The sequence below is a fragment of the Ruegeria sp. BC6 genome, from assembly GCF_056539185.1.
Map to the genome: position 1 here is coordinate 211,420 of NZ_JBQFUM010000003.1, position 25,510 is coordinate 236,929.

Sequence of the window (25,510 nt, forward strand, 5' to 3'; positions counted from 1 at the left end):
CCCTACTCGCCGTAGGGCACCCAGATGTTCTTGATCTCGGTCGCAGCCTGCAGGAAGCGGCGGGTGTGGTCCATGCCCCAATCGAATGCCGTCGCGTTATTGACCCAGGTCCGTTTCAGGTTCCCGGCCGAGACGACCTCGATCTGCGCTGACAGGTCCGACGACGAGAAGGACCACACCGCATCCACGTTCAGATGCGAGGCCAGCGGTTTGGCCAGTTCCTCATGGCTGCCCGTCAGGATGTTGACCACGCCGGCGGGCACGTCCGAGGTGTCCAGCACCTGATAGAAATCGGTGGCCGCCAGCGGATAGGGCTCGGACGCCACCAGAACCACCCGGTTGCCCATCGCGATCGCCGGGGCCATGGCCGAGACCAGACCCAGCAGCGGCGCCTCGTCGGCACAAAGCGCGCCGATCACGCCCACCGGTTCCTTCATCGCAATCGCCACGCCCCGGATCGGAACGCCATGCACCTGGCCGTCATACTTGTCGGCCCATGCGGCGGCTGTGAACAGGCGCTGGATTGCGGCATCGACCTCTTTCGCGCCGTCCTTGCGGCCGGTCATTGCGTCGATGCGATGCGCGAACTCGTCGGCGCGGGCCGAGAGGTTCTCGCCGATGTAATACAGGATCTGCGCCCGCAGATGGCCGGTGGTTTTCGACCAGCTCGCCGCGCCTGCCGCGGCCTCGACCGCGTTGCGCACGTCCTTGCGGTTGGCCAGACCCACATGGCCCAACAGCCCCGCCTTGCCCCAGACCGCGCGGGAATAGCCGCCATCAGGCCGGGCCTGCTTGCCGCCGACATAGAGCTTGGCGGTACGGTCGATTGGGTCAACCGGGCCGCCTTCGCCCACGACGGGTTCGATTTTCGCCAGCGGCTTGGTCTTGCCCTTGGGCTTGGTATAGGCACTCAGCCCTTCCCAGCCACCTTCGCGGCCAAAACCGCTTTCGCGCACGCCGCCAAAGCCCGCGGCCGCGTCGAACAGGTTGGTGGCATTGACCCAGACCACGCCCGCGACCAGCTTGGGCGCGATGTCCAGCGCAAGGTTGACGTTCTCGGTCCAGACCGTGGCCGCCAGTCCGTAGCGGGTGTTGTTGGCCAGCTCGACCGCCTCGGCCGGGGTACGGAAGGTCGACGAGACCAGAACCGGGCCGAATATCTCCTCCTGCATCAGCGGGTCCGAGGTCTCGAGTCCGGTGATCAGCGTCGGCGGGTAGTAGCAGCCATTCGATGGCAACTCACAGGCGGGCTGGTAAACCTGGCCTACCGCGTTGCCCTCGACCATCGAGGTGATGGTCTGCAGCTGCACCGGGTCCACCACGGCGCCCACGTCGATGCATTTGTCCAGCGGGTTGCCGATGCGCAGCGTGTCCATGCGGGCGCGCAGCTTGGCATAGAACCGTTCGGCGATGCCCTCCTGCACCAGCAGGCGCGACCCCGCGCAGCAGACCTGGCCCTGGTTGAACCAGATCGCATCGACCAGACCTTCGATGGCACTGTCGACATCGGCGTCGTCAAAGACGATATAGGGCGACTTGCCGCCCAGCTCGAGCGTGAGGGACTTGCCCGACCCGGCGGTGGCCTCGCGGATGCGGCGCCCCACGATCGTCGAGCCGGTAAAGGCGATCTTGTCCACGTCTGCCTTCACGATCATCTCGCCCACCGCGCCGTCGCCGGTGACGATGTTGACCACGCCCTTGGGCAGACCGGCCTGCATGCAGATATCGGCAAACAGCAGCGCCGTCAGTGAGGTGTATTCGGCAGGCTTCAACACCACCGTGTTGCCCATGGCCAGCGCCGGGGCCACCTTCCACGCCAGCATCAGCAGCGGGAAGTTCCACGGGATGATCTGGCCGCAGACCCCCAGCGCCTGTGCGTCGGGCAGCTCGGTTTCCATCAGCTGGGCCATACCCGCGTGATAGTAGAAATGCCGCTGCACCAGAGGAATGTCGATGTCGCGCGATTCACGGATCGGCTTGCCGTTGTCGAGCGTCTCCAGCACCGCGAACAGGCGGGCGTGTTTCTGGATCAGCCGCGCGATGGCATAGAGGTAGCGGGCGCGGGCCGGGCCGCCCAGCTTTTCCCATTTGGGTTGCGCCTTGCGGGCGGCAGCGACGGCGGCATCCACATCGGCCTGCGTGGCCTGGGTCAGCTTGGCCAGAACCTCGCCCGTGGCCGGGTTGCGGCTTTCAAATCCTTTGCCGGGCTTGGTAAAGGCGCCGTCGATGAAATGGCCGAACTTGTCGCCCTGATCGACCAGCCATGCCAGGGCCTCGGCGGCACTTTCCGGGGCGGGTCCGTATTCCATGGTCTCGAAAATCTCTTTGACTGTCATTGTTCCTGTCCTCAGCCCATCGGGTGCCGGTAACCGGCCGAGTATGCCCCGGTGACGAAATGTTCCAACTGCTGCTCGATATCGCCCAGCAGGGACGACGCGCCGAACCGGAACAGGTCGGGCTGCAGCCAGCGGTCGCCCAGCTCGTCCTTGATCAGCGACAGGTAGACCAGCGCATCCTTGGCCTTGGAAATCCCGCCGGCGGGCTTGTAGCCCACGCGATAGCCGGTGCGGTCATAGTAGTCACGGATCGCGCGGATCATGACCAGCGACACGGGCAGGGTGGCGTTGACGCTTTCCTTGCCGGTCGAGGTTTTGATGAAATCGGCCCCCGCCATCATGCAGATAAGCGAGGCACGCGCCACGTTGCGCAGGCTGCCCAGCTCGCCGGTGGCGAGGATGGCCTTTACATGCGCCTCGCCGCAGGCTGCGCGGAACGCCTTCATCTCGTCATACAGCGCCTGCCAGTTGTCCTGCAGCACATGGCGGCGCGAGATCACGATGTCGATCTCCTCGGCCCCGGCCTTCACGCTCTCCTCAATCTCGGCCACGCGCAGGTGAAAGGGCGACAGGCCCGCCGGAAAGCCCGTGGACACGGCTGCGACCGGAATGCCGGTGCCTGTCAGCGCATCCACCGCGGTTTCGATCATGTCGTGATAGACGCAGACCGCGCCGGTGGTAATCGGCGGCATGTCAAGCGCCCTCAGCAGGGCGGGTGACACGGGCTGGCGGGCCTTGGCGCACAGGCGGCGCACGCGGCCCTCGGTGTCATCGCCCGACAGGGTGGTCAGGTCGATCATGGTGATCGCCTTCAGCAGCCAGGCGGCCTGATGCTCTTTCTTGACCGACCGGCGCCCGGGCAGGGTCGCGGCCCGGCGCTCGATGGCCGAGGTGTTGGCCTGCACGGCGCGCACCCAGTCGAGGTCCAGATCCATGCCAGGGTTTCGGGGCTCGGTCACTTGCGGCAGATGCGCGGTGCGCACGGGGCTTTCTGAGCTCTGCGTATCCATTGTCACGTCCTTTGGGAGGTTTGCGCCAAAATCGCACGGGAAACGGCCAAAGGAAAGGCAAACTGGACGCCTTTGGCCACTTTTTTGACCAAATGGACAAATCCGGCTTTTTCTTGCGAGTAATTCGCAACACGGTTGACTTAGTTGCGAATGGTTCGCATATTCATTCTCAACTGGTACTCGGAACGAGGTCACATATGATTCGCCGCAGTTTTCTTTTTGCCCTTGCTCTTGGTGCCGCGCTGCCCTTGGCGGCGTGGGCCGAGGCGCCGCTGAAGGTCGTGGCGACGACCGGAATGATTGCGGACGCCGTGCAGCAGGTCGGCGGTGATCAGGTCGAGGTCAAAGGGCTGATGGGTCCCGGTGTCGACCCGCACGGCTATCGCCAGACCCGCAGCGATATCGTTGCCGCGACAAGGGCCGACTTGGTCTTGTGGCACGGCTTGTATCTTGAGGCGCAGATGGAAGACTTCTTCCACGACCTCGGGCGCAAACGCAAAGTCGTTGCCGTGGCGGATGCCATCGACAAGCAGAAACTGCGTGCGCATGCCGACTATGCCGACAAATACGATCCACATGTGTGGATGAGCCCGGTCTTGTGGAAGGATGTCGTCGTCGAGGTGCAAAAGGCGCTGACCGACGTGCGGCCAGACTCCGCCGCTTATTTCGCCGCCAACGCCCAGCGTTTTCTGGCTGGAATCGACCAGTTGGACGCTTATGGGAAAAAGGTGCTGACCCAGGTACCCGAAGACAACCGGGTGCTGGTCACTGCCCATGACGCCTTTGCCTATTTCGGCGAGGAATTCGGGTTCGAAGTGTTGGGGATACAGGGTATCTCGACCCAGTCCGAGGCGGGGCTGAACCGGATCGGAGAATTGGTCAACACTTTGGTCGAGCGCAATCTGACCGCCGTCTTCGTTGAAAGCTCGGTCTCGGATCGGTCGATGCGGGCATTGATCGAGGGGGCGGCGGCGAAGGGTCATACCGTCTCGGTCGGGGGTGAGTTGTATTCGGACGCCATGGGCGAGCCGGGCACCTATGAGGGCACCTATATCGGGATGCTGGATCACAACATCACGGTCATTGCACGGGGCTTGGGTGCGGATGTGCCCGAACGCGGCATGTCCGGCAAGCTGTCGGCGGGGCTCTGACCATGTTGGAGCTTGCGGCTGGCAAATCGTCATCAAACGGGGACCTGACGGTGCAGGACAGCCCGCTTGTGATCCGGGGGATGACGGTATCCTACGGTCAGAAACCGGCCATTTTCTCAGTAGACATGACGGTGCAACCCGGGGCCATGACGGCCATCATCGGACCGAACGGCGCTGGCAAATCGACGCTGCTCAAGGCGGCGCTGGGTATCGTCAAGCCGCTGTCGGGCCAGGTGCTGGTATTCGGCAAGGCGTTGGACCGGCAGCGGGCCCGAATCGCCTATGTGCCGCAGCGCGCCAGCGTCGATTGGGACTTCCCGACGCGGGTCATCGACGTGGTCCTGATGGGCCTGTCACGGGAACTGGGCTTGCTGGGCCGGGTCCGGATGCGACACATGGCCCACGCGATGGAGTGTCTGCATCGGGTCGGGATGCATGAGTTTGCGGATCGCCAGATCGGCCAGCTTTCAGGTGGTCAGCAGCAACGGGTGTTCCTTGCGCGCGCACTTGCTCAGGATGCCGATCTGTACCTGCTGGATGAACCGTTTGCCGGGGTCGATGCCGCCACCGAAAAAGCCATTATCTCGGTCCTCAAATCCCTAAAGGAAGCCGGCAAGACGGTGGTCGTGGTCCACCATGACCTTGCCACGGTCACGGATTATTTCGACCACGTGTTCCTGATCAATACCCGCAAGGTTGCCGAGGGCCCGGTGGAGCAGGCCTTTACCGCCGAGACTCTTCAGGCCGCGTACGGGGGGCGGCTTGCCACCGCCCAGATCAACCAGATCTCGGGCACTGCGGGCTGACACATGCTGTGGGACGCTCTGACCCTGCAATTGGGGTACAACGCCACCTTGGTTGCCATCGGCGCCACGCTGCTTGGGTTTTCGGCTGGCGTGACAGGCACCTTCCTGTTTCTGCGCAAGCGGGCGCTGGTCAGTGACGCCATCAGCCACGCAACCCTTCCGGGCGTCTGCATCGCCTTCATGGTATTGGTGGCGCTGGGCGGAACCGGGCGAAACCTGATCGGATTGCTGAGCGGCTCGGCGATTTCGGCCGCCGTGGGTCTGTTGTGCATGAACTGGCTGATCCGCCGCACCCGTCTGGCCGAGGACGCGGCGATCGGGGCGGTCCTGTCGGTCTTCTTCGGCTTTGGTATCGTTCTGCTGACAATCATCCAGACCATGGGGGTGGGCCGACAGGCCGGGCTTGAGGGGTTCTTGCTGGGCTCGACGGCCGGGATGCTGTGGTCTGACGCTCTGATCATCGCGATCGGCGGCGCTGCAACGCTGCTGCTCGTCATGATCATCCGCCGCCCCATGATGATGGTGGCGTTCGATTCCGAATATGCGGCCGCCTTGGGGCTGCCAGTGCATCGCATCGACCTTGCGATGATGGGGCTTGTCATGGCGGTCACGGTTGTCGGGCTGAAGATCGTCGGATTGATCCTGATCGTGGCTTTGCTGATCATACCCGCCGTCACGGCGCGGTTCTGGTCGGACCGGTCCGACCATGTGGTGCTGTTGTCGGGGGTCATCGGCGGGTTGTCGGGCTATCTGGGTGCGGCGGTGTCCGCCTCGGCGCCCAACTTGCCGACCGGACCGATCATCGTCCTGTTCAGCTTTGGTTTTTTTGTCCTATCGCTGTTTCTGGCTCCGGTGCGCGGCGTGTTGGCCGCGATCGTGCGGCATCTGCGGTTCCAGCGGCGGGTTCACATCCGACAGGGGTTGCTGGCGCTTGCACAAGGCCAGAACATCTATGAGCCCTACACATTGCGCCTGCTGCGTCAGGCCGGACTTGCCCGGCCCGACGGGGTGGCTACGGATGCGGGCAGAGCGCAGGCGGCCAAGGCGCTGCGCGACGAGAAACGTTGGGAAATCGTACGCGCCGACAATGCGCACGAGGCAGCCGCCGCCCTGTATGACGGATTGCGCGACATCGAAACGGTTCTGACCCGGGACCAGATCGACGACATCGACCGCCGCATCGGCGGACCACGGGAGGTTCGCCCATGAGCGGTGAAGAATTCGTTCCCCTGTCCTTGACCCCGCTGTTGATCGGGACTTTTGCGGCCATCGCCTGCGCCTTGCCAGGAAACTTCCTTGTGCTCCGAAAACAGGCACTGATCGGCGACGCCATCAGCCATGTGGTTCTGCCCGGAATCGTAGTGGCCTTTCTTGTCACCGGCGCGATCTCGACCTGGCCGATGATGCTGGGCGCCGCGGGCGCGGCGGTTTTCGCCGTTGTGCTGATCGAGACCATCCGGAGGCTGGGCCAGATCGAACCGGGCGCCGCAATGGGAGTCGTGTTCACCACCATGTTCGCCGGAGGGGTGCTGCTGTTGGAGCAAACCGACACCTCGAGCGTTCATCTGGATGTCGAACACGCACTCTATGGCAGCCTGGAAAGCCTGATCTGGCTTGACGCGACTGGCTGGTCCTCGCTGCTGGATCCAGTCGCGCTGGCCGGTCTGCCACCCGAGCTTGCTCGGATCGCCCTGACCCTGGTGGGTGTCAGCCTGTTCGTCTGGCTGTTCTGGCGGCCGCTCAAGATCTCGACCTTCGACGAAGGCTTTGCCCGGACGATCGGAATTCGAACCGGGGCGCTGGGAATGGCGCTGGTGATTGCGGCGGCGATTGCAGCCGTGGCCGCGTTTGATGCCGTCGGCTCGATCATCGTGATCGCAATGTTCATTTGCCCGCCGGCCGCCGCCCGGATGATGACCGACCGGCTTGAGACCCAGATTGCCTGGAGTGTTGTCTTCGCCATCCTGTCCGCCGTGTCCGGCTATATCCTGGCTGGATATGGCCCGCTGTGGTTGGGCGGATCGGACGCCGTCAGTGCGGCCGGGATGATCGCCACCATGTCCGGCCTGATTCTGGCTGTCGCGGCCGTGTTTGGCCCCTGCCGGATGCGCGCAGCGGCGCCGGGTCCGGGCTGATCCGGCGTGTTCCCGCCACCGGTTCGGGTCGGTGATCGGCCAAACTTTGCCCACCAAACGGGGCAAGCGAACCTTAAGCAGATTTGTCCAACGCACCGTGTTAGACACCGCGCCATTACACCGTTAATGACCACCACTCACCACGGATCGTCCGGGCAATCGTGAAACTTCTGGCAACCAATTCGGGTTGCGCATCTCGATTGGCCGGGCGATCCGACCCCCTAGACCAAAGCAACGTAAACCGGTGGCAGAATCGCGTGCGATTGTGCTAGGTCTAGCGGTATGGCGCAGGCAAACCCCAATATCAGCGAAAATCGCCCGGTAATCCGGCAACTCGACGAGGCCGCGATCAACCGCATCGCGGCCGGTGAAGTGGTCGAACGCCCCGCTTCCGCCGTCAAGGAACTGGTGGAAAACGCGATCGACGCAGGCGCGACCCGGATCGGCATCGACATCGCCGATGGCGGCAAAACCTTGATTCGCGTCACCGACGACGGATGCGGCATCGCGCCCGAGGATCTGCCGCTGGCCCTGTCGCGCCACGCGACCTCCAAGATCGACGGGTCGGACCTGCTCAACATCCACACCTTCGGGTTCCGCGGCGAGGCGTTGCCCTCGCTGGGCGCGGTGGGGCGCCTGACCATCACCAGCCGCGCGCCGGGGGCCGAGGCGGCCCAGATCCGCGTGGCCGGCGGCAAGATGGAACCGGTGAAGCCCGCCGCCTTGCGCGCCGGCACCGTGGTCGAGCTGCGCGACCTGTTCTATGCCACGCCCGCGCGGCTGAAATTCATGCGCACCGACCGGGCCGAGGCGCAGGCGATCTCGGACACGGTCAAGCGGCTGGCCATGGCGGAACCCTCCATCACCTTCACCCTGCGCGATGTCTCGGGCGGGGGCGAGGGGCGCGTGGTGTTCCGCGCCGACCGCGAGAACGGAGACCTGTTCGACGCGCTGCACGCCCGGCTGGCGCGCATCCTGGGGCGCGAGTTTGCCGAGAACGCCTTGCGGATCGACGCCACCCGCGAGGGGATCCGGCTTTATGGCTATGCCGCGCTGCCCACCTATTCGCGTGGCGCGGCGGTGGCGCAGTTCCTGTTCGTCAACGGCCGGCCGGTGCGCGACAAGATGCTGACCGGCGCCCTGCGCGCGGCCTATTTCGATTTCCTCAGCCGCGACCGGCACCCGGCGGCGGCGCTGTTCATCGACTGCGAGCCCACCTTGGTGGACGTGAACGTGCACCCCGCGAAATCCGAGGTGCGGTTTCGCGATCCCGGCGTGGCGCGCGGGCTGATCGTCTCGAGCCTGCGGCACGCGCTGGCCGAGGCGGGGCACCGCGCCTCGACCACCGTGGCCAACGCAACGCTGGGTGCGATGCGGCCCGAACCGGCCCCCGCGGCACCCGCGCGGGTCTATCAGATGGACCGGCCCTCGCCCGCGGCGCGGGCCATGGCCTATCAGGCGCAGGCGCCCGGCTTTGCCGATCTGGCCAATGTCTACAGCGGCAGCGTGGTCGAGCCCGTGGCCGAAGCCGAGCAGCCCGACCAGACCCCGCCCGAGCATCTGCCGCTTGGGGCCGCGCGCGGGCAGGTGCATGAAAACTACATCATCGCCCAGACCACCGACGGCATGGTGATCGTGGACCAGCACGCCGCGCATGAACGGCTGGTCTATGAGAAACTCAAGAAGCAGATGGCCGAGAACGGCGTGGCCGCGCAGGCGCTGCTGATCCCCGAGATCGTGGAACTGTCCGAGGGCGACTGCGCCCGCCTGCTCGCGGTGGCCGACGACCTGTCGCGCCTGGGCCTGACCATCGAGCCCTTCGGCGGGGGCGCGGTGGCGGTGCGCGAGACCCCAGCCATTCTGGGCGAGGTCAGCGCGCGGGCGATGATCCTCGACATTCTGGACGAGCTGGCCGATCAGGGCGAAAGCCAGACGGTGCAGGCGCGGATCGAGGCGATCCTCAGCCGGGTGGCCTGCCATGGCTCGGTCCGCTCGGGCCGCCGGATGCGCGCCGAAGAGATGAACGCCCTGCTGCGCGAGATGGAGGTGACGCCCCATTCCGGCCAGTGCAACCACGGTCGGCCCACTTACGTGGAGCTGAAGCTGAGCGATATCGAACGGTTGTTCGGCCGCAGTTGATCCGGCCGCCGGTCGGCGATAGAAAAGAAGAAACAAAACAAGAACGCACAGGTTGAGATGATCGAGATTGCAGGCACCCGATATTCGCTGGAAGACCCCATGGTGATGGCCGCCCTGATCGGGGCGGGGGTGGTTCTGCTGATCCTCGTCCTGCTGTTTCTGGCCCTGCGCGCGGCCAACCGATCGGCCCGGATGGCCGAGCCGCTGGCGCAGCAGCTGGCCTATCTGGGCCAGCATGTGCAGCAGTTGGGGCAGGGGCAGGAGCAATTGCGCGGCGGGTTGCAGCATGTCTCGGACACGCAGGCCAATGCGCAGGTGCAAGTGATCCAGACGGTCGAGTCGCGCCTGTCGGCGGTGCAGCAGCACATGAACGACCGGCTGGCCGACAACGCCATGAAATCCGCCCGCGCGCTGGCCGAGATGCAGGAGCGGATGAAGGAAACCCTTCATGGGTCGTCGAAACAGACAGCGACCTCGCTGACGCAGTTGCAAGAGCGTCTGGCCGCCATCGACAAGGCGCAGGACAACATCACCAAGCTGTCGGGCGACGTGTTGTCGCTGCAGGACATCCTGTCGAACAAGCAGACCCGCGGCGCTTTCGGCGAGATCCAGCTGAACGACATCGTGTCCAAGGCGCTGCCCTCGGACAGCTATGTGCTGCAGGCGACGCTGTCGAACGGCAAACGCGCCGACTGTCTGATCCGCCTGCCCAACCCGCCTGGGCCCATCGTGATCGACAGCAAGTTCCCGCTGGAAGCCTACGAGGCGCTGGTGGGCGCGGGCAGTGACATGGAGTTGAAGGCGGCGGTGCAGATGTTTCGCAGCACGGTGCGCAAGCACATCACCGACATCTCGACGAAATACATCCTGGACGGTGAAACCGCTGACGGGGCGCTGATGTTCCTGCCCTCCGAGGCGGTCTATGCCGAACTGCACGCCAAGTTCCCAGAACTGGTGCAGGAGAGTTTCTCGAAACGGGTCTGGATCGTCTCGCCGACCACCTGCATGGCCACGCTGAACACGATGCGGGCCATCCTCAAGGACGCGCGGATGCGCGAACAGGCGGGCGCGATCCGCAAGGAACTGGGCCTGCTGCACAAGGATGTGGAGCGTCTGGGTGACCGGGTGGCCAATCTCGACCGGCATTTCGGGCAGGCGGCCAAGGATATCTCGGAAATCAAGATCAGCGCCGAAAAGGCCGGCAGGCGGGCGCAGCGGCTGGACAATTTCGATTTCGAGGAACTGGCCCCCGAGGACCGCGCCAACGTGGTGCCGTTGGGCAAGTCCGAGGGCTGAGGTCTACTGGATGGACAGGTCCAGATTGTAGCCGGCGGTCTTGCCGGTATCCCGGTCATTGCCCATCAAGTAGACGCGGATGGTATAATCCCCGTCCTCGGGCAGGGTGATGCGGGCTGTGTTGCCGTCGATCGAGCCGTTGTAGATCGCGACCCCGTCGCTGCCCGGCGGCAGGATGTTGAAATAGACTACGCCGCTGCCGTTGGTACCGCTGACCTGAAGCTCGGCAAACAATTCCTGCCCGCCTTTCGCGCCCAGCACGTAATCGAAATATTCATTACCCGTGATGGTGCCGTTAACCATGGTGCCGAAGTTTCCAGCTTGGAACTTCACCTCGGCCGTCCTTTGGGCCAAGGCCGGCACGGCCACAACGGCAATGAACAGAGCTGCCAGAGCTTGTTTCAACATTCTGCATATCCTCACAGTGATTCCCGGCTCCAAGCCTAGCACACCCGAGGGACTGTTCAGATTCGCAGGAAGGGCTGCACCAACCGTGGGATCAGGCTGTTGAACTTCAGCGGAGCGTCGGTCACCGCCAGGCAGATGCAATCCTCGGACATGTCGGCCACGGGCGTGTGTTCTAGGTCCTCATCTGCAATCTCGACATCGCCGCGGGCGAAATGATCCACCTCGTCGGAAAATGCGCCTTGCAGAACCATGGTCAGTTCCATGCCCTTGTGGCCGTGGTCCGGTACTGCGGCACCGGCCGGAATGAACAACAGGCGCGCCGTGGCATCGCGCGAGGTTGGCAGAATGGCCTGCTTGACGCCCATGCCAATCGGCTTCCAGCGGATGCTGTTCACGTCACCGCCGACGTAATCCTGCAACGGTGCCGGCAGCACGTCGCATTTCGCGCGCGCGGGCTTGGGGGTCGGCGCACCCTGCGCGATCAGAGCCATTGTCGACGACAGGGCATCCGCGGACAAAGGCGCAGCTTCGACCTGGTCCTCAAGCATGTGTCCGCCCACCGCGTCATAACTCTCGGCGCGGGCGCGACAATGGTCGCACAGGGACAGGTGGGTCGCGACCATCAGGTCGAACGCTTCGGGCAGTGTGCCCGAGGCGTAGGCCATCAGCAGGTCGTCCGTCAGGTGATGTTTGATCTCGTTGCTCATCTCTATCATCTCAGTTCATCGCGTGGCGCAAGCGGTCCAGCGCCAGCCGTATTCTTGATTTGATGGTGCCCAACGGAAGCCCGGTCTGCGAGGCGATCTCGCGATGGCTCAGGTCACCAAAATATGCCTTCTCTATCAGTTCCCGCTGTGCCTCGGGCAATTGCAGCAGGGCCGTCTTAAGTTGCGCCGTTTCCTGTTGCAGCGCGATTACGTCTTCCTGTTCGGGTTCCGCTTCGGGACCCCATGTCAGTTCTTCCGGTTCAGGACGCCGCTGTTTGCGAATGGCGTCGATGCGTTTGTTCCGCGCGATCGTAAAGACCCATGTCGCCACGGTCGCCCGTGACGGATCAAACAGATGCGCCTTGTGCCACAACGTGGCCATGACTTCCTGCGCGCACTCCTCGGCCAACGTCGCGTCCGAACCCGACCGGATCAGGAACGCTTTGACCCGAGGGGCAAAGTGCTGGAACAGTTCGGCAAACGCCGCCTGATCCTGCGACTGCCGGATGCGTTGGACGTGGGACACCCACTCGCATCTTGCCGCGCCATTATTCTTCGTACCGTTCACCGACGATCCCTTGGTTCGTTTCGTGCCGCGCCCAGCCTGCCGCGCCGCCGGGGCGGTCGCGACATCGTTCGGAACAACGGTGTCCATCTCGGTAAACATAACTGTATTACGCTGCCGCACCCAAGTCGGATCACGCCTGACCGAGATTTTTGATCCGGTCGCGCGTTTTTTTCGTATCATGATCATGGATGTTCGCTGAAAAACCCAGCCGATCCAGAATGTTGACCGCTAGAAAAGATTAGTCCGACCATGCCAGAAATCGACTTCGTTCCGGCCCATACCTTTCACGGACGGAAAGGTGCGATCGAGAACGCCTTTCGCTACTCGGTCGACTACATCCTGCTGGATCCCGAACAGGTGGCGGAAACGCCCGCGTTGTTTTCGTTAGATAAACCCAACCTCACCGGCTGGCGGACCCGCGATCATGGAGGGGAGCCCGGTGTTGGTCGAGGTGCCCCGTGGCTCCGCGACAGCCTGCGGGCGATGCAAATCCCCCAACCCGCGCAGGTTCTGTTGCTGACCCAACCCCGGGTGCTGGGCCACGTATTCAACCCGGTCAGTTTTTGGTTTTGCCTGAATGACGCAGGCGCACTGTTTGCCGTGGTGGCCGAGGTCACCAACACTCATGGAACGCGGCACAGCTATGTCTGCCACAAGCCGGGGTTTGACGTGATCGCTCCCTCTGACCGGATTTCCGCGACCAAAGTGATGCATGTCTCGCCGTTTCAAAAGATCGAGGGCACCTACACTTTCCGGTTTGACCTGCGCCCGGACCGGGTCGGGGTTTGGATCGACTACGGCCGCGACGGGGGCGGTTTGATTGCCACGCTCACGGGCGTCCGGCAACCTCTCACCAATGGCGCGATCCTTCGTTCGCTGCTGCGACGCCCGTTTGGCGCGCGGCGGGCGGTTGCATTGATCCACTGGCAGGCGCTGAAACTGTGGATCAAGAAGGCCACCTTCCGACCGTTCCGCACCGCACCGGTACCATCTCACCCCGTCTCGCGCCCGCACGAGTGACGATCTGCAGTTTGCGCAAGATCAAGGACGCAGGCGTGATGCAATGGTTGAGATGGACTTCAATTGCGGACAGAGGAGTTGAAACCAATGCTGGAAATCTCGCCAACCAAAGTCGCCCAGGTCGCCATGATGGGCCGCGAGCTGGATCGCGCCGAGGGCGAGCTGCGGGCTTTTATCGATCGCATGGACGAGGACGAGCAAGCCGAGTTGGTCGCGATCATGTGGATTGGACGTGAAAGCTTTTTCCCGGACGACCTCAGCGAGGCGATCGCTACGGCCAAGGCCGAGGCCTCGACGCCATGCGCCGATTACCTCATCGGCACGCCGCATCTGTCGGATCACCTTGAGAACGGGTTGGACGCGCTGGGCATCTCGGCCGAAGATGTCGAGAACGACCTGATGTAGACTTGGTCGCCCGCACGGTGTTTCTGCGCTATGCTCCGGGGCAGAGGGCGCCATGTATGGTGCAGCGCCCGGTCCACAGCAGGGGCGCCAGATGCCGCGCATGTTGAAGACGATATTGGTGTTGGCCCTTATGTCCGTTCCGGCGTGGCCGCAGCGTCCGGCGCTGGCCTGCACCGTTTGTCTGGCACTTCCCGAAAACTCTCTGGCCGACCGGTTGTTGTCTGCTTCGGTCATCGTTCTGGCCGCGCCCGCGCCCGAGGACCCGTTCCGCTATGCACCCGTCGGGTTGCTGAAAGGTAGTTGGGACGAGGTTGCAGACCTCCCCCAGATACCGTTTCTGGTGGACAGCAGCACCCGGAATGCCCTGCGCGCCGATCCTGACCGGGTGGTCTTGATGATCTATGGCCCAGGCCGCCGGGACAAGGCCGGGCGCGCCTTTGATCAGTCCTGGACCAAGGGATTTCTGATGACGCCGCAGCGGGCCGATTTTGTTGCCGAGGTACAGGCGCAAGGCCAAGGCTGGCGGTTGGACGGATCCCGATCCGCCGAGCGCGCCGCGTTTTTCGCGGCCTATCTGAATTCCGGAGACCGGTTGTTGCGGAACACCGCTCTCATTGAACTCCACCGGGCACCCTATGCGTCTGTGCGCGGCCTGCGCGACGCTGCTGCAACCCCGGATCTTCTGCGCGATTTGCGGAGCCTGAATCGCGTAGCCTATGCCCCGGCAACGATCCGGCTGCTGGGCCTGCAATCTGATCCGGCCGCGGCAGAGGCGGTGCGCACGGTCTATCCAAAGGCGGTCGCCACCGGAGGGTTCAACCTGCGCGAATGGGCGCTTGCCGGTATCGAAATCGACGGCGACCAAGCCCTGAATACGATCGAGGAGGCTCTGACCGCCAGCCCGCTTTCCCCACAGGATCGACGGGCGATCATCGCGGCGCTGATCGACGGCGGCGATGCGATGCCGGAACACCGCGGGAAGATCCTGGATATCTTTGTCGGTGAGATAGCGCGCGACCAAAGCACGGCCGGGCAGATCGCCCTGGCCACGCGCGATTGGGGGGATGATACGCTTGCCCCTGCGCTGCGGGCGCTTCTGGCTGACCCGCAGATCGACCCCGCCACCGCCTTCGCCATCCGGGTGGCCCTGCCATCCGGTCAGTGACCCCGCCAACCCTGACGTAAGGTTAACAAAGCTTAATCCGTTGGTCCGGAACCGTTAACGCGGCGTCCTTTTATCTGATGACAGTACTGCAATGCAGTTCGGATTTCAGGAGGACAAACCAATGGCAACCGCACAAACCACACAGTCGAACCACAGCCTGTTTCATGACCTTTTTGCAAAATACGCCGAGGCCAAGACCGAACGGTTTCGGAAGCAGATCTTTGCGAAGACGGTCCGTGACCTCGAACGCCTGAGCGACCAGCAGCTGCACGATATCGGCATCACCCGCTCAGACATCCCCCAAACGGCCTATCAGAGCGTCTATCAGCGCGCCGCGTTGACGCAGTAACCGGGGCCGCGCCCCAACAGGACACCGGCCAAACTGGGAGGAAACAGCCGATGCTCGACACAATGCAACCGACTCAACAACCCTGCCCATCCGCCAGCGCGCTACTTCTGTTCGATCGCGCCATGCGCATCCGGGCGGTCAAGGATGACATCGTACGCGCTGCGCAACATCTGAGCGGTCTGGATGACCGGCAGCTGTCCGAGCTTGGCATCAACCGCAGCGATCTCGAGGAAACGATCGAGCGCTACATCTGAACCACAAGCGCCGATCCAACGGTTGGTGAAAACACCAGTAAAAAGCCATTCCGGTGCGTCCGGAATGGCTTTTTGGTTGGGTCAGGCCAGGTGGTCGACCACCTGCAGGTGCTGTGCCAGCTTGTCGATCTCGGCCATCCAGCCCTGAACCAGTTTCGGATCGCTGGGCGCGGCATGGACACCCGCGGGAATGGCGCGGTCCTGTACCGCCTCGACCGCCAGCGAGACCGGGATCGACACCAGACGCGCCATGGCGCTGCCGCGCGCGTCGCCCCAGGCGTCCATCACATAGGTCTTGTGCCAGACCGGTACGCCGTCCTTCTCGGCCTTCAGGCCGACGCAGAGCACGACGCGGTCGGGCTCGCCCTCTTCATAGGCGTTCTCGGCCCAGAACTGGTCGGACATTTCCTTGAGCCTGGCATCGCCCTCGGGGCCTTCCAGCGTTTCGATTTCGCGGAACACGTCCGACCACGCATCCGACCAGCCGTTCAGCCGCAGAGTGCCGCGGACGAATTCCTTGACCGGCCAGTGCTCCTCGAAATGGTACTGCTGCATGAAGGGGATCGAGTCGCGGTTCGGATAGACCTCGAAGCTTTCGGGCGTGGGCAGCGGCGCGACATAGGTGCTGATCGCGTCCCAGGGCCGGGCCACGTCCAGCGGGGCATAGTCGCGGATCGACCGCGAGGGCGAGCGCAGCGCCTTGAGCACGCCCAGGGGCGACCAGCTGAACTTGTAGCGGAACGGGTTGGGGTTCTTGGGGATGCCGCCGCAATAGGAAATGAAGCTGAGGTGGTTTTCCGGGTCGAAGGCGTCGGACGCGCGGTAGTCATCGACCAGCGCATGGGCCATCAGGTGGTCGATGCCGGGGTCCAGCCCGACCTCGTTGACCAGCGCGACGCCGGCTTCGCGGGCCTTGTCGTCCAGCGCGCGCATCTCGGGCGCGATATACGAGGACGAGACGAAATGCGCGCCCTTCGCGATCGCCAGTTCCGCCAGCGGCACGTGCCAGTCGCCCGGCAGCATCGAGACGATGACGTCGCCCTTTTCCAGCACCGCGCTCAGAGCATCAATGTCGAAGGACCGGATGTCGTCGGTCAGGTCGCCGACCTCGGCGCGGGCCTTGTCGACGGTCCGGTTCCAGACGGTGACCTTGTGGCCGGCCTCGATCAGGCGGCGCAGGCCGGGGATGGCCGACAGGCCGGTGCCACACCAGTGAATCGTCATGGCTCAGATCCTTTCGATATGGGATTTGAAGGTGTCCTCGGCCCGCGCCCATACGCCCGAGGTCAGGTCTGTCAGGGTCAGCAACGAGGGCAGAAGCTGCGCGGCGTAGTCTTCCGAGCTTTCGACCGGCAGCATCGAGGGCAGGTTGTCGATGGCCATCACGTCCAGCACAGGGTCGGTGGCCACGCGCAGGGCGGGTTCTTCCCAGGTTGTGGCGCGGTCATAGACCGGCACCGGGTTGTAGTCGCTGTCGGGGTCGCAGGCCACGTCGCCGATGGCGGTCAGCTTGCGCGGGGCATTCAGCGCCTCGCGCGGGACAAAGACCGGGGTGCCGGGGCGCGCGAAGATGCAGTTGAGGAAGATGTCGTGTGCAAGGATCTCCGGGAACGGCCCGCCATCGGCGGTTTCGGCCATGTCCCACTTGGTCACCTCGACCCCCATGGCCTCGCACAGGTCGGACGCGCCGGTGCCGACCCTTCCCAGCGCGCCGATGACCATGGCGCGGGGGCGGGGGGCGCCGGTTGCTTCCAACTCGGCCAGCAGCTCGGCGTTCAGCGCGTCCTTGCCGGGATAGACGCCGACGGGGCCGCAGATCTCGCCGCGCTGCTGCGCCGCCCAGGTCTTGAGCGTCACCGCCGCGCCCGCGTAGCCCGCCCAATAGCCGAAGGCCGCGACCCGCCGTCCGTTCTCGTCCACCAGGTATTCCAGGTCATACAGCGTGCCGCCGCCGGCCTTGAACCGTTCCAGCAGCTTGCGGCCCGAATGCTGACCCTTGAAGGCATGGCCGAACATGATGTGGCGATGCGGCAGAGGCGTGCCGTCCTCGGGCAGTTCCTTGAGGCCGAAGATGACCGCATCCAGCGGCGCCTCCGGCCACGAGTTCTCCGGCGCGATTTCGCAGCCCGCCGCGCGGTAGCCGTCGATCGGGATGGCGCGGACATGGCTCTCCTCGACCGTCACGCGGATGCCGGCGGCGATCAGTTGCGCCGCGCCATCGGGCGTCAGGCCCACCCGTTCCTCGTTCGGGCGTTGTTCAGCCCGGACCCAGAGATGTGTCATGCGATGTCCTTTTGTCAGAGCATTCCGGCGGCCCGTACCGCCTGAACCGAGGGTCGGGCCTCCATCGCCGCGCGGAAGGCCTGGATCTTGGGAAAGGCTGTGACATCGACTCCGTCACCTTCCAACCAGCTGCAAACCACGTAGAGATAGGCGTCGGCCAGCGAGAATGCCTCGCCCAAAACAAACGGGCCGCGCAGCCCGTTTGACGAGATGTAAGAGCAGGACTCGGTCATCGTCTGGGCCACTTTGCCCTTCATGTCCTGCCAGCTGGACTCCTGATCCGCCCAGCGGTGACCGCGCATCTTGTGCGCATGGTTCACATGCATGGTCGAGGCCAGGAAATACATCACCTCGCGCATCCGCGCGGCCAGGACCGGATCGTCCGGAACAAGCCCGGCCTTCGGGGCCTTGGCTGCGATGTATTCAAGCAGAGCGCCGGTTTCCGTCAGAATGCCACCATCGACCACCAGAGCGGGAACGCGACCCTTGGGGTTGATCTGCTTGTAGGCCGCTGTCGTCTGCTCGCCCGCAGCGAAGTCCAGCTTGATCGCCTCATAGTCCAGACCGGCTTCCTCCAGCGCGATGACGACGGCGATCGAGATAGTGCGGGGTGCGTAGTAAATCTGCATCTGGGACCTCCGATCCGGTTACAGGTGGGTCTGGGCGAAATGCCGGTCCGGCGCTTCCAGATGCGGAACCGCGTTGAACAGAACCGGGCTCAGGTCCGCTCCGATCGGGTGCAGACGATGCAATGAGGTGTTCATGATGGCAAGGGCCACGCGCGCCATTGCCGGAATGTCCAGCCCCATCGCCTGCCGCACCACCATCGAGATCAACCCACCCGAGGTCACCACGATGGCCGGCCCGTCGCCGTCATGGATTTCGCGCAGAGCGTCCGAGACGCGGGTCTCGAACTGCTCGAAGGTTTCGGGCGCGTTCCGAATGTCGCCGTTGGCCCAGGCCTTGAAGGTCAGCGGCAGGTGCTGAACGAAGCCTTCGCGGTCCGTCGGGATCGTCACGCCGTGCTGTTCCTCGAACAATTGCGCAAGGGTGAAATACTCGATTTCATTCAGACGTGCATCGCGGACGGGTTCCGGCAGACCCATGCTGGCCGCCGTTTCCACATGCCGGGTCAGGGTGCCGCAAAACACCCGTGGATAATGGGCTTTGGTCTCGCGCAGATGGGCCCCAAGCCAGCGCGCCTGCTGATGCCCAAGCTCGCTGAGCTTGTCATAACTGTCTTCGTCCCGTGCGGTGGTGTTGGCCTGCCCGTGGCGTACCAATGTGATGTATGACATGTCGGTCCCTCTTGGCCCGAAGTCTTAGGGCAGCTTGCCCGCAGGGGCCAGAGGTGTTCGGCCGGTTGCCGTCAAAAAACCGGGTCAGCCTGCAACCGGGCTTGTGGGCGGACGGCCCGGCGATAGAGTTGCGGCAAGCGACAAGAAAGGACAGCGCAATGGCCGTGAATGCGCAGAGGTTTCTGGATGATCTGCACAAGCTGCGGGAATTCGGGGCTGCGGGGGTGGGTAAGGGCGTCGTGCGCCCGGCATATTCAGACGCGGACATTGCGGCGCGGCAATGGCTGGCCGACCGGTTTCAGGAGGCCGGGCTGCAACCGCATTTTGATCCGGTCGGAAACCTGTTCGGTCTGGCGTCCGCGCCGTCGCTTTTGATGGGGTCACATTCAGACAGTCAGCCCGAGGGCGGTTGGCTGGATGGCGCGCTGGGCGTGATCGCGGCGTTGGAGCTGGCTCGCTCCAGCCAGCGCCCGATCTCGGTGGTCAGCTTTCAGGATGAGGAGGGCCGGTTCGGCGTCACGACCGGATCAGCCATCTGGTCCGGCAAGTTGCCCCTTGCGCAGGCCGACGACCTGACCGACCACACGGGCATACGGTTCGGTGATGCGCGCGCTCGGATGAAAAGTCTGATGCAGGATTTTGTGAACCCCGCCCAATTCACCGGGTTCATCGAAATGCATATCGAGCAGGGTCCGATTCTGGATGCCAACGCCGAGGCCATCGGTGTGGTCTCGGACATCGTGGGCATTCGCGACATGGTCATCGAGTTTTCCGGCCAGCAGAACCACGCCGGCACGACGCCGATGCACCTGCGCCGAGACGCGTTCCAGGCTCTCTCGATCTTCAACGGCCTGATCAACGATCGGTTCCGCAACGTGGTGACCCCGCAGACGGTCTGGACGATCGGTCATGTTGAGCTGTCTCCGAATGCCTCGTCAATCGTTCCTGGCCGGGTCCGTTTCTCAATGCAGTGGCGCGATCAGGACACGGATCGTCTGGCCCGAATGGAAAGCATCATTCGCACGACCGCCCAAGAGGTCAGTGAATCCATCGGGGGCGATGCGCAGTTCGGGCCAATGCTGGGCATCGAGCCGGTTGAAATGGATCCGACCCTCCGGCGATCGCTGGAACACGGAGCCCAGACCGTCGCGCTCGGCAACTGGCGGGTCATGCCGTCCGGGGCCTTGCACGATGCTTCGAACGTGGCAGCCTTGATGCCGGTCGGAATGCTGTTCGTGCCATCCATCAACGGTATCAGTCATGACTTCGCGGAGGATACTGCCGAGGCCGATCTGGTGACGGGGTTGAAGGCCTTGGAGGCGGCACTTGCCGATCGCTGAGGTATGGGGCCGCCGACCGTGAATGTTGCAATTTCAGCTGTTGCGTAACGGAAAAAAGTTTCCTATACGACACAAAGCTGCAGCATGCAGATGTATACTCCTTGTCCATGAGCGATTTAGGCCGTGATGAATACCTGCGATCTGAAGTCGGACGAAACACGGCCAGCCGTGAAGTTGCCGGTACAGGAAAATGCATGTCGACCAGCCAGAATTCCTCTGACTCGATCCGGAAAGGCTGCCGTGGCATGGTATTCCCAGCCATGTGCTTTTGGATCCGGTCCATCGCGCCACTTTTGCCAAAAGAAAGAACACTGACATGCCTGGAATGAAGCGCACGCCGTTGTATGACCTTCATGTTGAGTTGGGAGGCAAGCTGGTTGATTTTGCGGGCTGGGAGATGCCCGTTCAGTATCCTTTGGGAATCATGGGCGAGCACAAGCAGTGCCGCGAGAAGTCGGCGCTGTTCGATGTGAGCCACATGGGTCAGGTGATCCTGCGGGGAGAGAATGTGGGCGAGAAGCTCGAGGCGCTGTGCCCGCAGGCTTTTGCGACGCTGCCCGAGGGCAAGGCGCGCTATGGGTTCTTCACCAACGCGGACGGCGGGATCATGGACGATCTGATCGTGTCGAACGCGGGGGATCATTTCTTCGTGGTGGTGAACGCGGCGCTGCGCGATCAGGACATTCCGCACATGCGCGCGCACCTGGACGGGGTCGAGGTGACCGAGATCTTCGACCGCGCGCTGGTGGCGGTTCAGGGCCCGAAAGCCGAGGACGTGGTGGGCGTACTGTGCCCGGCGGCCCGCGATCTGAAGTTCATGGAAACCACCGTGGCCCCGATCAACGGAGTCGAGTGCCGGATCTCGCGTCTGGGCTACACGGGTGAGGACGGCTACGAGATCTCGATCCCCGAGGACAAGGCGATCGAGGTCACCCGCGCCCTGCTGGCGCATGAGGATTGCGAGCCGGCAGGTCTGGGCGCGCGCGACAGCCTGCGGCTGGAGGCGGGTCTGTGCCTGTATGGCAATGACATCGACCAGAGTACCTCGCCGATCGAGGCCAACCTGGCCTGGGCGATCCAGAAGCGGCGCAAGGAAGAGGGCGGCTTTCCCGGCGCGGCCCGCATCCAGCGCGAACTGGCCGAAGGCGCCGCGCGCAAGCTGGTGGGGATCAAGCCCGACGGCCGCGCCCCGGCGCGACAGGGGGTCGAGGTGCAGGATCTTCAGGGCAACATGATCGGTCAGATCACTTCGGGCGGGTTCGGGCCAACCGTCGGCGGCCCGGTTGCGATGGGCTATGTCGCGGCCGGTCACACCGAGCCGGGCGAACAGGTGAATCTGATCATCCGGGGCAAGGCGCAGCCGGCGCGGATCGTGGCGTTGCCCTTCGTCAAACAGAATTACAAGCGTTGAAGTCAGGAGAGAGACAGCATGGCAACCTATTATTCCGAAGAACATGAATGGCTGACGGTCGAGGGCGACACGGCCACGCTGGGCATCACCAAGCACGCGGCCGAGCAGCTGGGCGAGGTGGTGTTCGTCGAGCAGCAGGACGTAGGTGAGGAGTTCGCGAAGGACGGCGAGATCGGGGTGATCGAATCCGTCAAGGCGGCCTCCGAGATCTATGCCCCGGTCGATGGCGAAATTCTCGAGGTGAACGAGACGCTGGCCGACAACCCGGGCGCGTTGAACGAGGATCCCGAGGGCGAGGCGTGGATCTACAAGATCAAGATCACCGATGCCGCGCAGTTGGAAGATCTGATGGACGAGGCCGCCTACAAGGCGTTCATCGGGTAAACCTGAACGGAGTCCCGGCCTGGGGCTCCATCGTTTTGACTTGTGCCGCCGAATTTGGGCTCCGCCCGTTCGGGCCTGAAACTGTCCACCGGACAGTTCCCGGGACGGCCCTTACTCCCCGCCGGAGGCTTCCACAGTCTCCGTCGGGCCTGACCTATCCATGGGAGCGCTGCAATGGCCTTCAAACTGACCGACTACGAAGCCTATGACTTTGCCAACCGCCGCCATATCGGTCCCAGCCCGACCGAGATGCGCGACATGCTCAAGGTGATCGGCTTCAAGACGCTGGACGATCTGATCGACGCCACCGTCCCCCCGGCGATCCGGCAGAAAGAGCCGCTGGACTGGGGCCCGGCGATGACCGAACGCGACGCGCTCTATCACATGAAGAAGGTGGCGGGTAAGAACAAGGTTCTGACCTCGCTGATCGGTCAGGGCTATTACGGCACCACCACGCCTGCGCCGATCCTGCGCAACATCCTGGAAAACCCGGCCTGGTACACCGCCTATACGCCCTATCAGCCCGAGATCAGTCAGGGCCGGCTCGAGGCGCTGTTGAACTTCCAGACCATGGTTAGCGACCTGACCGGGCTGGACGTAGCCAACGCCTCGCTGCTGGACGAGGCGACCGCAGCGGCCGAGGCGATGGCGATGGCCAAGCGCGGTGGCCGGTCCAAAGCCAACAACGCGGCCTTCTTCGTGGACCGCAACTGCCACCCGCAGACCATCGCGGTGATCAAAACCCGGGCCGAACCCCTGGGCATCGACGTCAAGGTCGCCGACCCTGACGAACTGGACGCGGGCGCGGTGTTCGGCGCGATCTTCCAGTATCCGGGCACCTATGGCCATGTGCGCGACTTCACCGCCGAGATTGCGGCGCTGCATGAACACAACGCCATCGCCATCGTGGCCGCCGACATCCTGTCGCTGGCGCTGCTGAAATCGCCGGGCGAGATGGGCGCCGACATCGCCGTGGGCTCGACCCAGCGCTTCGGCGTGCCGATGGGCTTTGGCGGGCCGCACGCCGCCTACATGGCCACCACCGACAAGCTGAAACGCGCGATGCCGGGCCGGATCATCGGCGTCAGCATCGACAGCCGCGGCAACAAGGCCTATCGCCTGGCGCTGCAGACCCGCGAACAGCACATCCGCCGCGAGAAGGCCAACTCGAACGTCTGCACCGCGCAGGCGCTGCTGGCGGTGATCGCCTCGATGTATGCCGTGTACCACGGCCCCGACGGCATCAAGGCCATCGCGCAGTCGGTGCACCGCAAGACCTCGCGCCTGGCCGCGGGCCTGGAAGAACACGGCTTCAAGGTCGAACCCGAGGTGTTCTTCGACACCATCACGGTCGAGGTCGGCCCGCTGCAGAAGACCGTGATGGAGGCGGCGGTGGCGCGCGGTGTCAACCTGCGCAAGGTGGGCGAGACCCGCGTCGGCATCAGCCTGGATGAACAGACCCGCGCCGAGACGATCGAGGCGGTCTGGGGCGCCTTCGGCATCGACAAGAAGGACGACAGCTCGAACAAGCAGTACCGCCTGCCGGACTATGCGCTGCGCGAGACGCCCTATCTGACCCACCCGATCTTCCACAAGAACCGGGCCGAGGCCGAGATGACCCGCTACATGCGCCGTCTGGCCGACCGCGACCTGGCGCTCGATCGGGCGATGATCCCGCTGGGCAGTTGCACCATGAAGCTGAACGCGACGATCGAGATGATCCCGGTCACCTGGCCCGAGTTCGCCAACATGCACCCGTTCGTGCCGGAAGATCAGGCGCAAGGCTATTACGAGATGATCGCCGACCTGAATGACAAATTGTGCCAGATCACCGGCTATGACGCGATCAGCCAGCAGCCCAACTCGGGCGCGCAGGGCGAATATGCGGGCCTGCTGACGATCCGCAACTATCACATCGCCAACGGGCAGGGGCATCGCAACGTCTGCCTGATCCCGACCTCGGCGCATGGGACCAACCCGGCTTCGGCGCAGATGGTCGGATGGCAGGTGGTGCCGGTGAAGGCGGACGCGAAGGGCAACATCGATCTGACCGACTTCCGCGAGAAGGCCGAGAAGCACTCGGACAACCTGGCCGGTTGCATGATCACCTACCCCTCGACCCACGGCGTTTTCGAGGAAACGGTGCAGGAGGTCTGCCAGATCACCCATGACCACGGCGGTCAGGTCTATATCGACGGGGCCAACATGAACGCCATGGTGGGCCTGTCGCGCCCCGGCGACATCGGCGGCGACGTCAGCCACCTGAACCTGCACAAGACCTTCTGCATCCCGCATGGCGGCGGCGGCCCCGGCATGGGCCCGATCGGCGTCAAGGAGCATCTGGCCGAGCATCTGCCGGGCCACCCGGAGTACGGCACCGCCGTGGGTCCGGTTTCGGCGGCGCCCTTCGGCTCGCCCTCGATCCTGCCGGTCAGCTGGGCCTATGTCCTGCTGATGGGCGGCGCGGGTCTGACCCAGGCGACCAAGGTGGCGATCCTGAACGCCAACTACATCGCCGCACGTCTGCAGGAGGCCTATCCGATCCTCTACACCTCCGAGACCGGTCGTGTGGCGCATGAATGCATCCTCGACACCCGCCCGCTGGCCGAGGCCGGCAACATCACCGTCGACGACGTCGCAAAGCGGCTGATCGACAGCGGCTTCCACGCGCCGACCATGTCCTGGCCGGTTGCTGGCACGCTGATGGTCGAGCCGACGGAATCGGAACCCAAGGACGAGCTGGACCGATTCTGCGACGCCATGCTGTCGATCCGCGCCGAGGCGCAGGATGTCATCGATGGCAGGATCGACCCCGAGAACAACCCGCTGAAGAACGCCCCCCACACGGTGCGCGACCTGGTGGGTGAGTGGGACCGACCCTACACCCGCGAACAGGCCTGCTTCCCGCCGGGTTCCATGGGCGTCGACAAATACTGGTCGCCCGTCAACCGCGTCGACAACGCCTACGGAGATCGGAACCTCGTCTGCACATGCCCGCCCATGGACGCATACGAAGAAGCCGCAGAATAAAAACACCGAAACACC

24 protein-coding genes are annotated in these 25,510 nt (G+C 63.9%); 15 read left to right on the forward strand and 9 right to left on the reverse strand.

Annotated features, from left to right (window positions below; translation table 11 throughout):
• Nucleotides 1-2: 2 nt before the first annotated feature.
• Together ACR0MM_RS11605 and deoC are read right to left on the reverse strand one after the other, a co-directional pair.
• Nucleotides 3-2,336, reverse strand: coding sequence for an aldehyde dehydrogenase family protein (locus tag ACR0MM_RS11605; RefSeq protein WP_480696267.1), 2,334 nt, complete (start codon nucleotides 2,334-2,336; stop codon nucleotides 3-5).
• Between the two features lie 11 nt (nucleotides 2,337-2,347).
• A complete protein-coding gene (gene deoC / locus ACR0MM_RS11610; RefSeq protein WP_480696269.1) occupies nucleotides 2,348-3,346 on the reverse strand; it encodes a deoxyribose-phosphate aldolase in 999 nt (332 codons plus the stop codon).
• A 197-nt stretch (nucleotides 3,347-3,543) separates the two neighbouring features.
• Between deoC and ACR0MM_RS11615 the strand changes: the two genes are divergently transcribed.
• From ACR0MM_RS11615 to ACR0MM_RS11640, 6 genes are all read left to right on the forward strand, one after another.
• A complete protein-coding gene (locus ACR0MM_RS11615) occupies nucleotides 3,544-4,497 on the forward strand; it encodes a metal ABC transporter solute-binding protein, Zn/Mn family (RefSeq protein ID WP_170342043.1) in 954 nt (317 codons plus the stop codon).
• Nucleotides 4,498-4,499: 2 nt separating this feature from the next.
• Nucleotides 4,500-5,303: a metal ABC transporter ATP-binding protein gene (locus tag ACR0MM_RS11620; RefSeq protein ID WP_170433862.1), complete on the forward strand. Its 804-nt coding sequence runs from the start codon at nucleotides 4,500-4,502 to the stop codon at nucleotides 5,301-5,303.
• A 3-nt stretch (nucleotides 5,304-5,306) separates the two neighbouring features.
• The gene (locus tag ACR0MM_RS11625; RefSeq protein WP_170364764.1) at nucleotides 5,307-6,512 is read left to right on the forward strand and encodes a metal ABC transporter permease; all 1,206 of its coding nucleotides are present in this window, start codon (nucleotides 5,307-5,309) and stop codon (nucleotides 6,510-6,512) included.
• Nucleotides 6,509-7,438, forward strand: a complete 930-nt coding sequence (locus tag ACR0MM_RS11630; protein ID WP_480696271.1) for a metal ABC transporter permease — start codon at nucleotides 6,509-6,511, stop codon at nucleotides 7,436-7,438. The genes ACR0MM_RS11625 and ACR0MM_RS11630 overlap by 4 nt, the downstream gene beginning before the upstream one ends.
• Nucleotides 7,439-7,720: 282 nt before the next feature.
• Complete coding sequence (mutL, locus tag ACR0MM_RS11635; RefSeq protein WP_480696273.1) at nucleotides 7,721-9,577, forward strand: DNA mismatch repair endonuclease MutL; 1,857 nt, start codon at nucleotides 7,721-7,723, stop codon at nucleotides 9,575-9,577.
• A 57-nt stretch (nucleotides 9,578-9,634) separates the two neighbouring features.
• Nucleotides 9,635-10,873, forward strand: coding sequence for a DNA recombination protein RmuC (locus ACR0MM_RS11640; RefSeq protein WP_480696275.1), 1,239 nt, complete (start codon nucleotides 9,635-9,637; stop codon nucleotides 10,871-10,873).
• 3 nt (nucleotides 10,874-10,876) lie between these two features.
• Here ACR0MM_RS11640 and ACR0MM_RS11645 read toward each other — a convergent pair whose 3' ends face one another.
• The 3 genes from ACR0MM_RS11645 to ACR0MM_RS11655 are packed head-to-tail and all read right to left on the reverse strand — an operon-like array spanning nucleotide 10,877 to nucleotide 12,655.
• On the reverse strand, nucleotides 10,877-11,281 hold the full coding sequence (locus ACR0MM_RS11645) for a hypothetical protein (RefSeq protein ID WP_480696277.1): 405 nt from the start codon (nucleotides 11,279-11,281) through the stop codon (nucleotides 10,877-10,879).
• A 56-nt stretch (nucleotides 11,282-11,337) separates the two neighbouring features.
• Nucleotides 11,338-11,988 carry a ChrR family anti-sigma-E factor gene (locus tag ACR0MM_RS11650; protein ID WP_170342057.1) on the reverse strand — a complete coding sequence of 217 codons (651 nt, stop codon included), beginning with the start codon at nucleotides 11,986-11,988 and terminating at the stop codon, nucleotides 11,338-11,340.
• A gap of 10 nt (nucleotides 11,989-11,998) precedes the next feature.
• Entirely contained in the window at nucleotides 11,999-12,655 is a 657-nt protein-coding gene (locus ACR0MM_RS11655) for a sigma-70 family RNA polymerase sigma factor (protein WP_480696279.1), read from the reverse strand.
• Nucleotides 12,656-12,805: 150 nt separating this feature from the next.
• On the opposite strand from ACR0MM_RS11655, the gene ACR0MM_RS11660 reads away from it, so the two are divergent.
• The 5 genes from ACR0MM_RS11660 (at nucleotide 12,806) to ACR0MM_RS11680 (ending at nucleotide 15,749) form a co-directional block, all read left to right on the forward strand.
• A complete protein-coding gene (locus ACR0MM_RS11660) occupies nucleotides 12,806-13,576 on the forward strand; it encodes a DUF1365 domain-containing protein (RefSeq protein WP_480696281.1) in 771 nt (256 codons plus the stop codon).
• 87 nt (nucleotides 13,577-13,663) lie between these two features.
• Nucleotides 13,664-13,981, forward strand: coding sequence for a DUF3775 domain-containing protein (locus ACR0MM_RS11665; protein WP_093964170.1), 318 nt, complete (start codon nucleotides 13,664-13,666; stop codon nucleotides 13,979-13,981).
• 91 nt (nucleotides 13,982-14,072) lie between these two features.
• Nucleotides 14,073-15,146, forward strand: coding sequence for a hypothetical protein (locus ACR0MM_RS11670; RefSeq protein WP_170525689.1), 1,074 nt, complete (start codon nucleotides 14,073-14,075; stop codon nucleotides 15,144-15,146).
• A gap of 121 nt (nucleotides 15,147-15,267) precedes the next feature.
• Nucleotides 15,268-15,495 (forward strand): DUF1127 domain-containing protein, encoded by a 228-nt coding sequence (locus ACR0MM_RS11675; RefSeq protein ID WP_170360650.1) that lies wholly within the window; start codon nucleotides 15,268-15,270, stop codon nucleotides 15,493-15,495.
• 50 nt (nucleotides 15,496-15,545) lie between these two features.
• Nucleotides 15,546-15,749: a DUF1127 domain-containing protein gene (locus ACR0MM_RS11680; RefSeq protein WP_093964173.1), complete on the forward strand. Its 204-nt coding sequence runs from the start codon at nucleotides 15,546-15,548 to the stop codon at nucleotides 15,747-15,749.
• Between the two features lie 81 nt (nucleotides 15,750-15,830).
• On the opposite strand, the gene ACR0MM_RS11685 is transcribed toward ACR0MM_RS11680, so the two are convergent.
• Genes ACR0MM_RS11685 through ACR0MM_RS11700 form a run of 4 tightly spaced genes read right to left on the reverse strand, consistent with a single transcriptional unit; the run spans nucleotide 15,831 to nucleotide 19,330 of the window.
• Nucleotides 15,831-16,973: a saccharopine dehydrogenase family protein gene (locus ACR0MM_RS11685; RefSeq protein ID WP_170525690.1), complete on the reverse strand. Its 1,143-nt coding sequence runs from the start codon at nucleotides 16,971-16,973 to the stop codon at nucleotides 15,831-15,833.
• Between the two features lie 3 nt (nucleotides 16,974-16,976).
• On the reverse strand, nucleotides 16,977-18,032 hold the full coding sequence (locus ACR0MM_RS11690; protein WP_480696283.1) for a saccharopine dehydrogenase: 1,056 nt from the start codon (nucleotides 18,030-18,032) through the stop codon (nucleotides 16,977-16,979).
• A gap of 14 nt (nucleotides 18,033-18,046) precedes the next feature.
• Entirely contained in the window at nucleotides 18,047-18,661 is a 615-nt protein-coding gene (locus ACR0MM_RS11695) for a glutathione S-transferase family protein (RefSeq protein ID WP_480696285.1), read from the reverse strand.
• A gap of 18 nt (nucleotides 18,662-18,679) precedes the next feature.
• A complete protein-coding gene (locus tag ACR0MM_RS11700) occupies nucleotides 18,680-19,330 on the reverse strand; it encodes a histidine phosphatase family protein (protein ID WP_170342072.1) in 651 nt (216 codons plus the stop codon).
• 158 nt (nucleotides 19,331-19,488) lie between these two features.
• Here ACR0MM_RS11700 and ACR0MM_RS11705 point away from each other — a divergent pair, with 158 nt between their 5' ends.
• The 4 genes from ACR0MM_RS11705 to gcvP all read left to right on the forward strand — a co-directional run bounded on the left by ACR0MM_RS11705 (nucleotide 19,489) and on the right by gcvP (nucleotide 25,495).
• Nucleotides 19,489-20,670: a hydantoinase/carbamoylase family amidase gene (locus tag ACR0MM_RS11705; RefSeq protein WP_480696287.1), complete on the forward strand. Its 1,182-nt coding sequence runs from the start codon at nucleotides 19,489-19,491 to the stop codon at nucleotides 20,668-20,670.
• Nucleotides 20,671-20,986: 316 nt separating this feature from the next.
• The gene (gene gcvT / locus ACR0MM_RS11710) at nucleotides 20,987-22,081 is read left to right on the forward strand and encodes a glycine cleavage system aminomethyltransferase GcvT (RefSeq protein WP_480696289.1); all 1,095 of its coding nucleotides are present in this window, start codon (nucleotides 20,987-20,989) and stop codon (nucleotides 22,079-22,081) included.
• An 18-nt stretch (nucleotides 22,082-22,099) separates the two neighbouring features.
• The gene (gene gcvH / locus ACR0MM_RS11715) at nucleotides 22,100-22,465 is read left to right on the forward strand and encodes a glycine cleavage system protein GcvH (RefSeq protein ID WP_170406148.1); all 366 of its coding nucleotides are present in this window, start codon (nucleotides 22,100-22,102) and stop codon (nucleotides 22,463-22,465) included.
• Nucleotides 22,466-22,639: 174 nt separating this feature from the next.
• Entirely contained in the window at nucleotides 22,640-25,495 is a 2,856-nt protein-coding gene (gene gcvP, locus ACR0MM_RS11720) for an aminomethyl-transferring glycine dehydrogenase (protein ID WP_480696291.1), read from the forward strand.
• Nucleotides 25,496-25,510 lie beyond the last annotated feature (15 nt).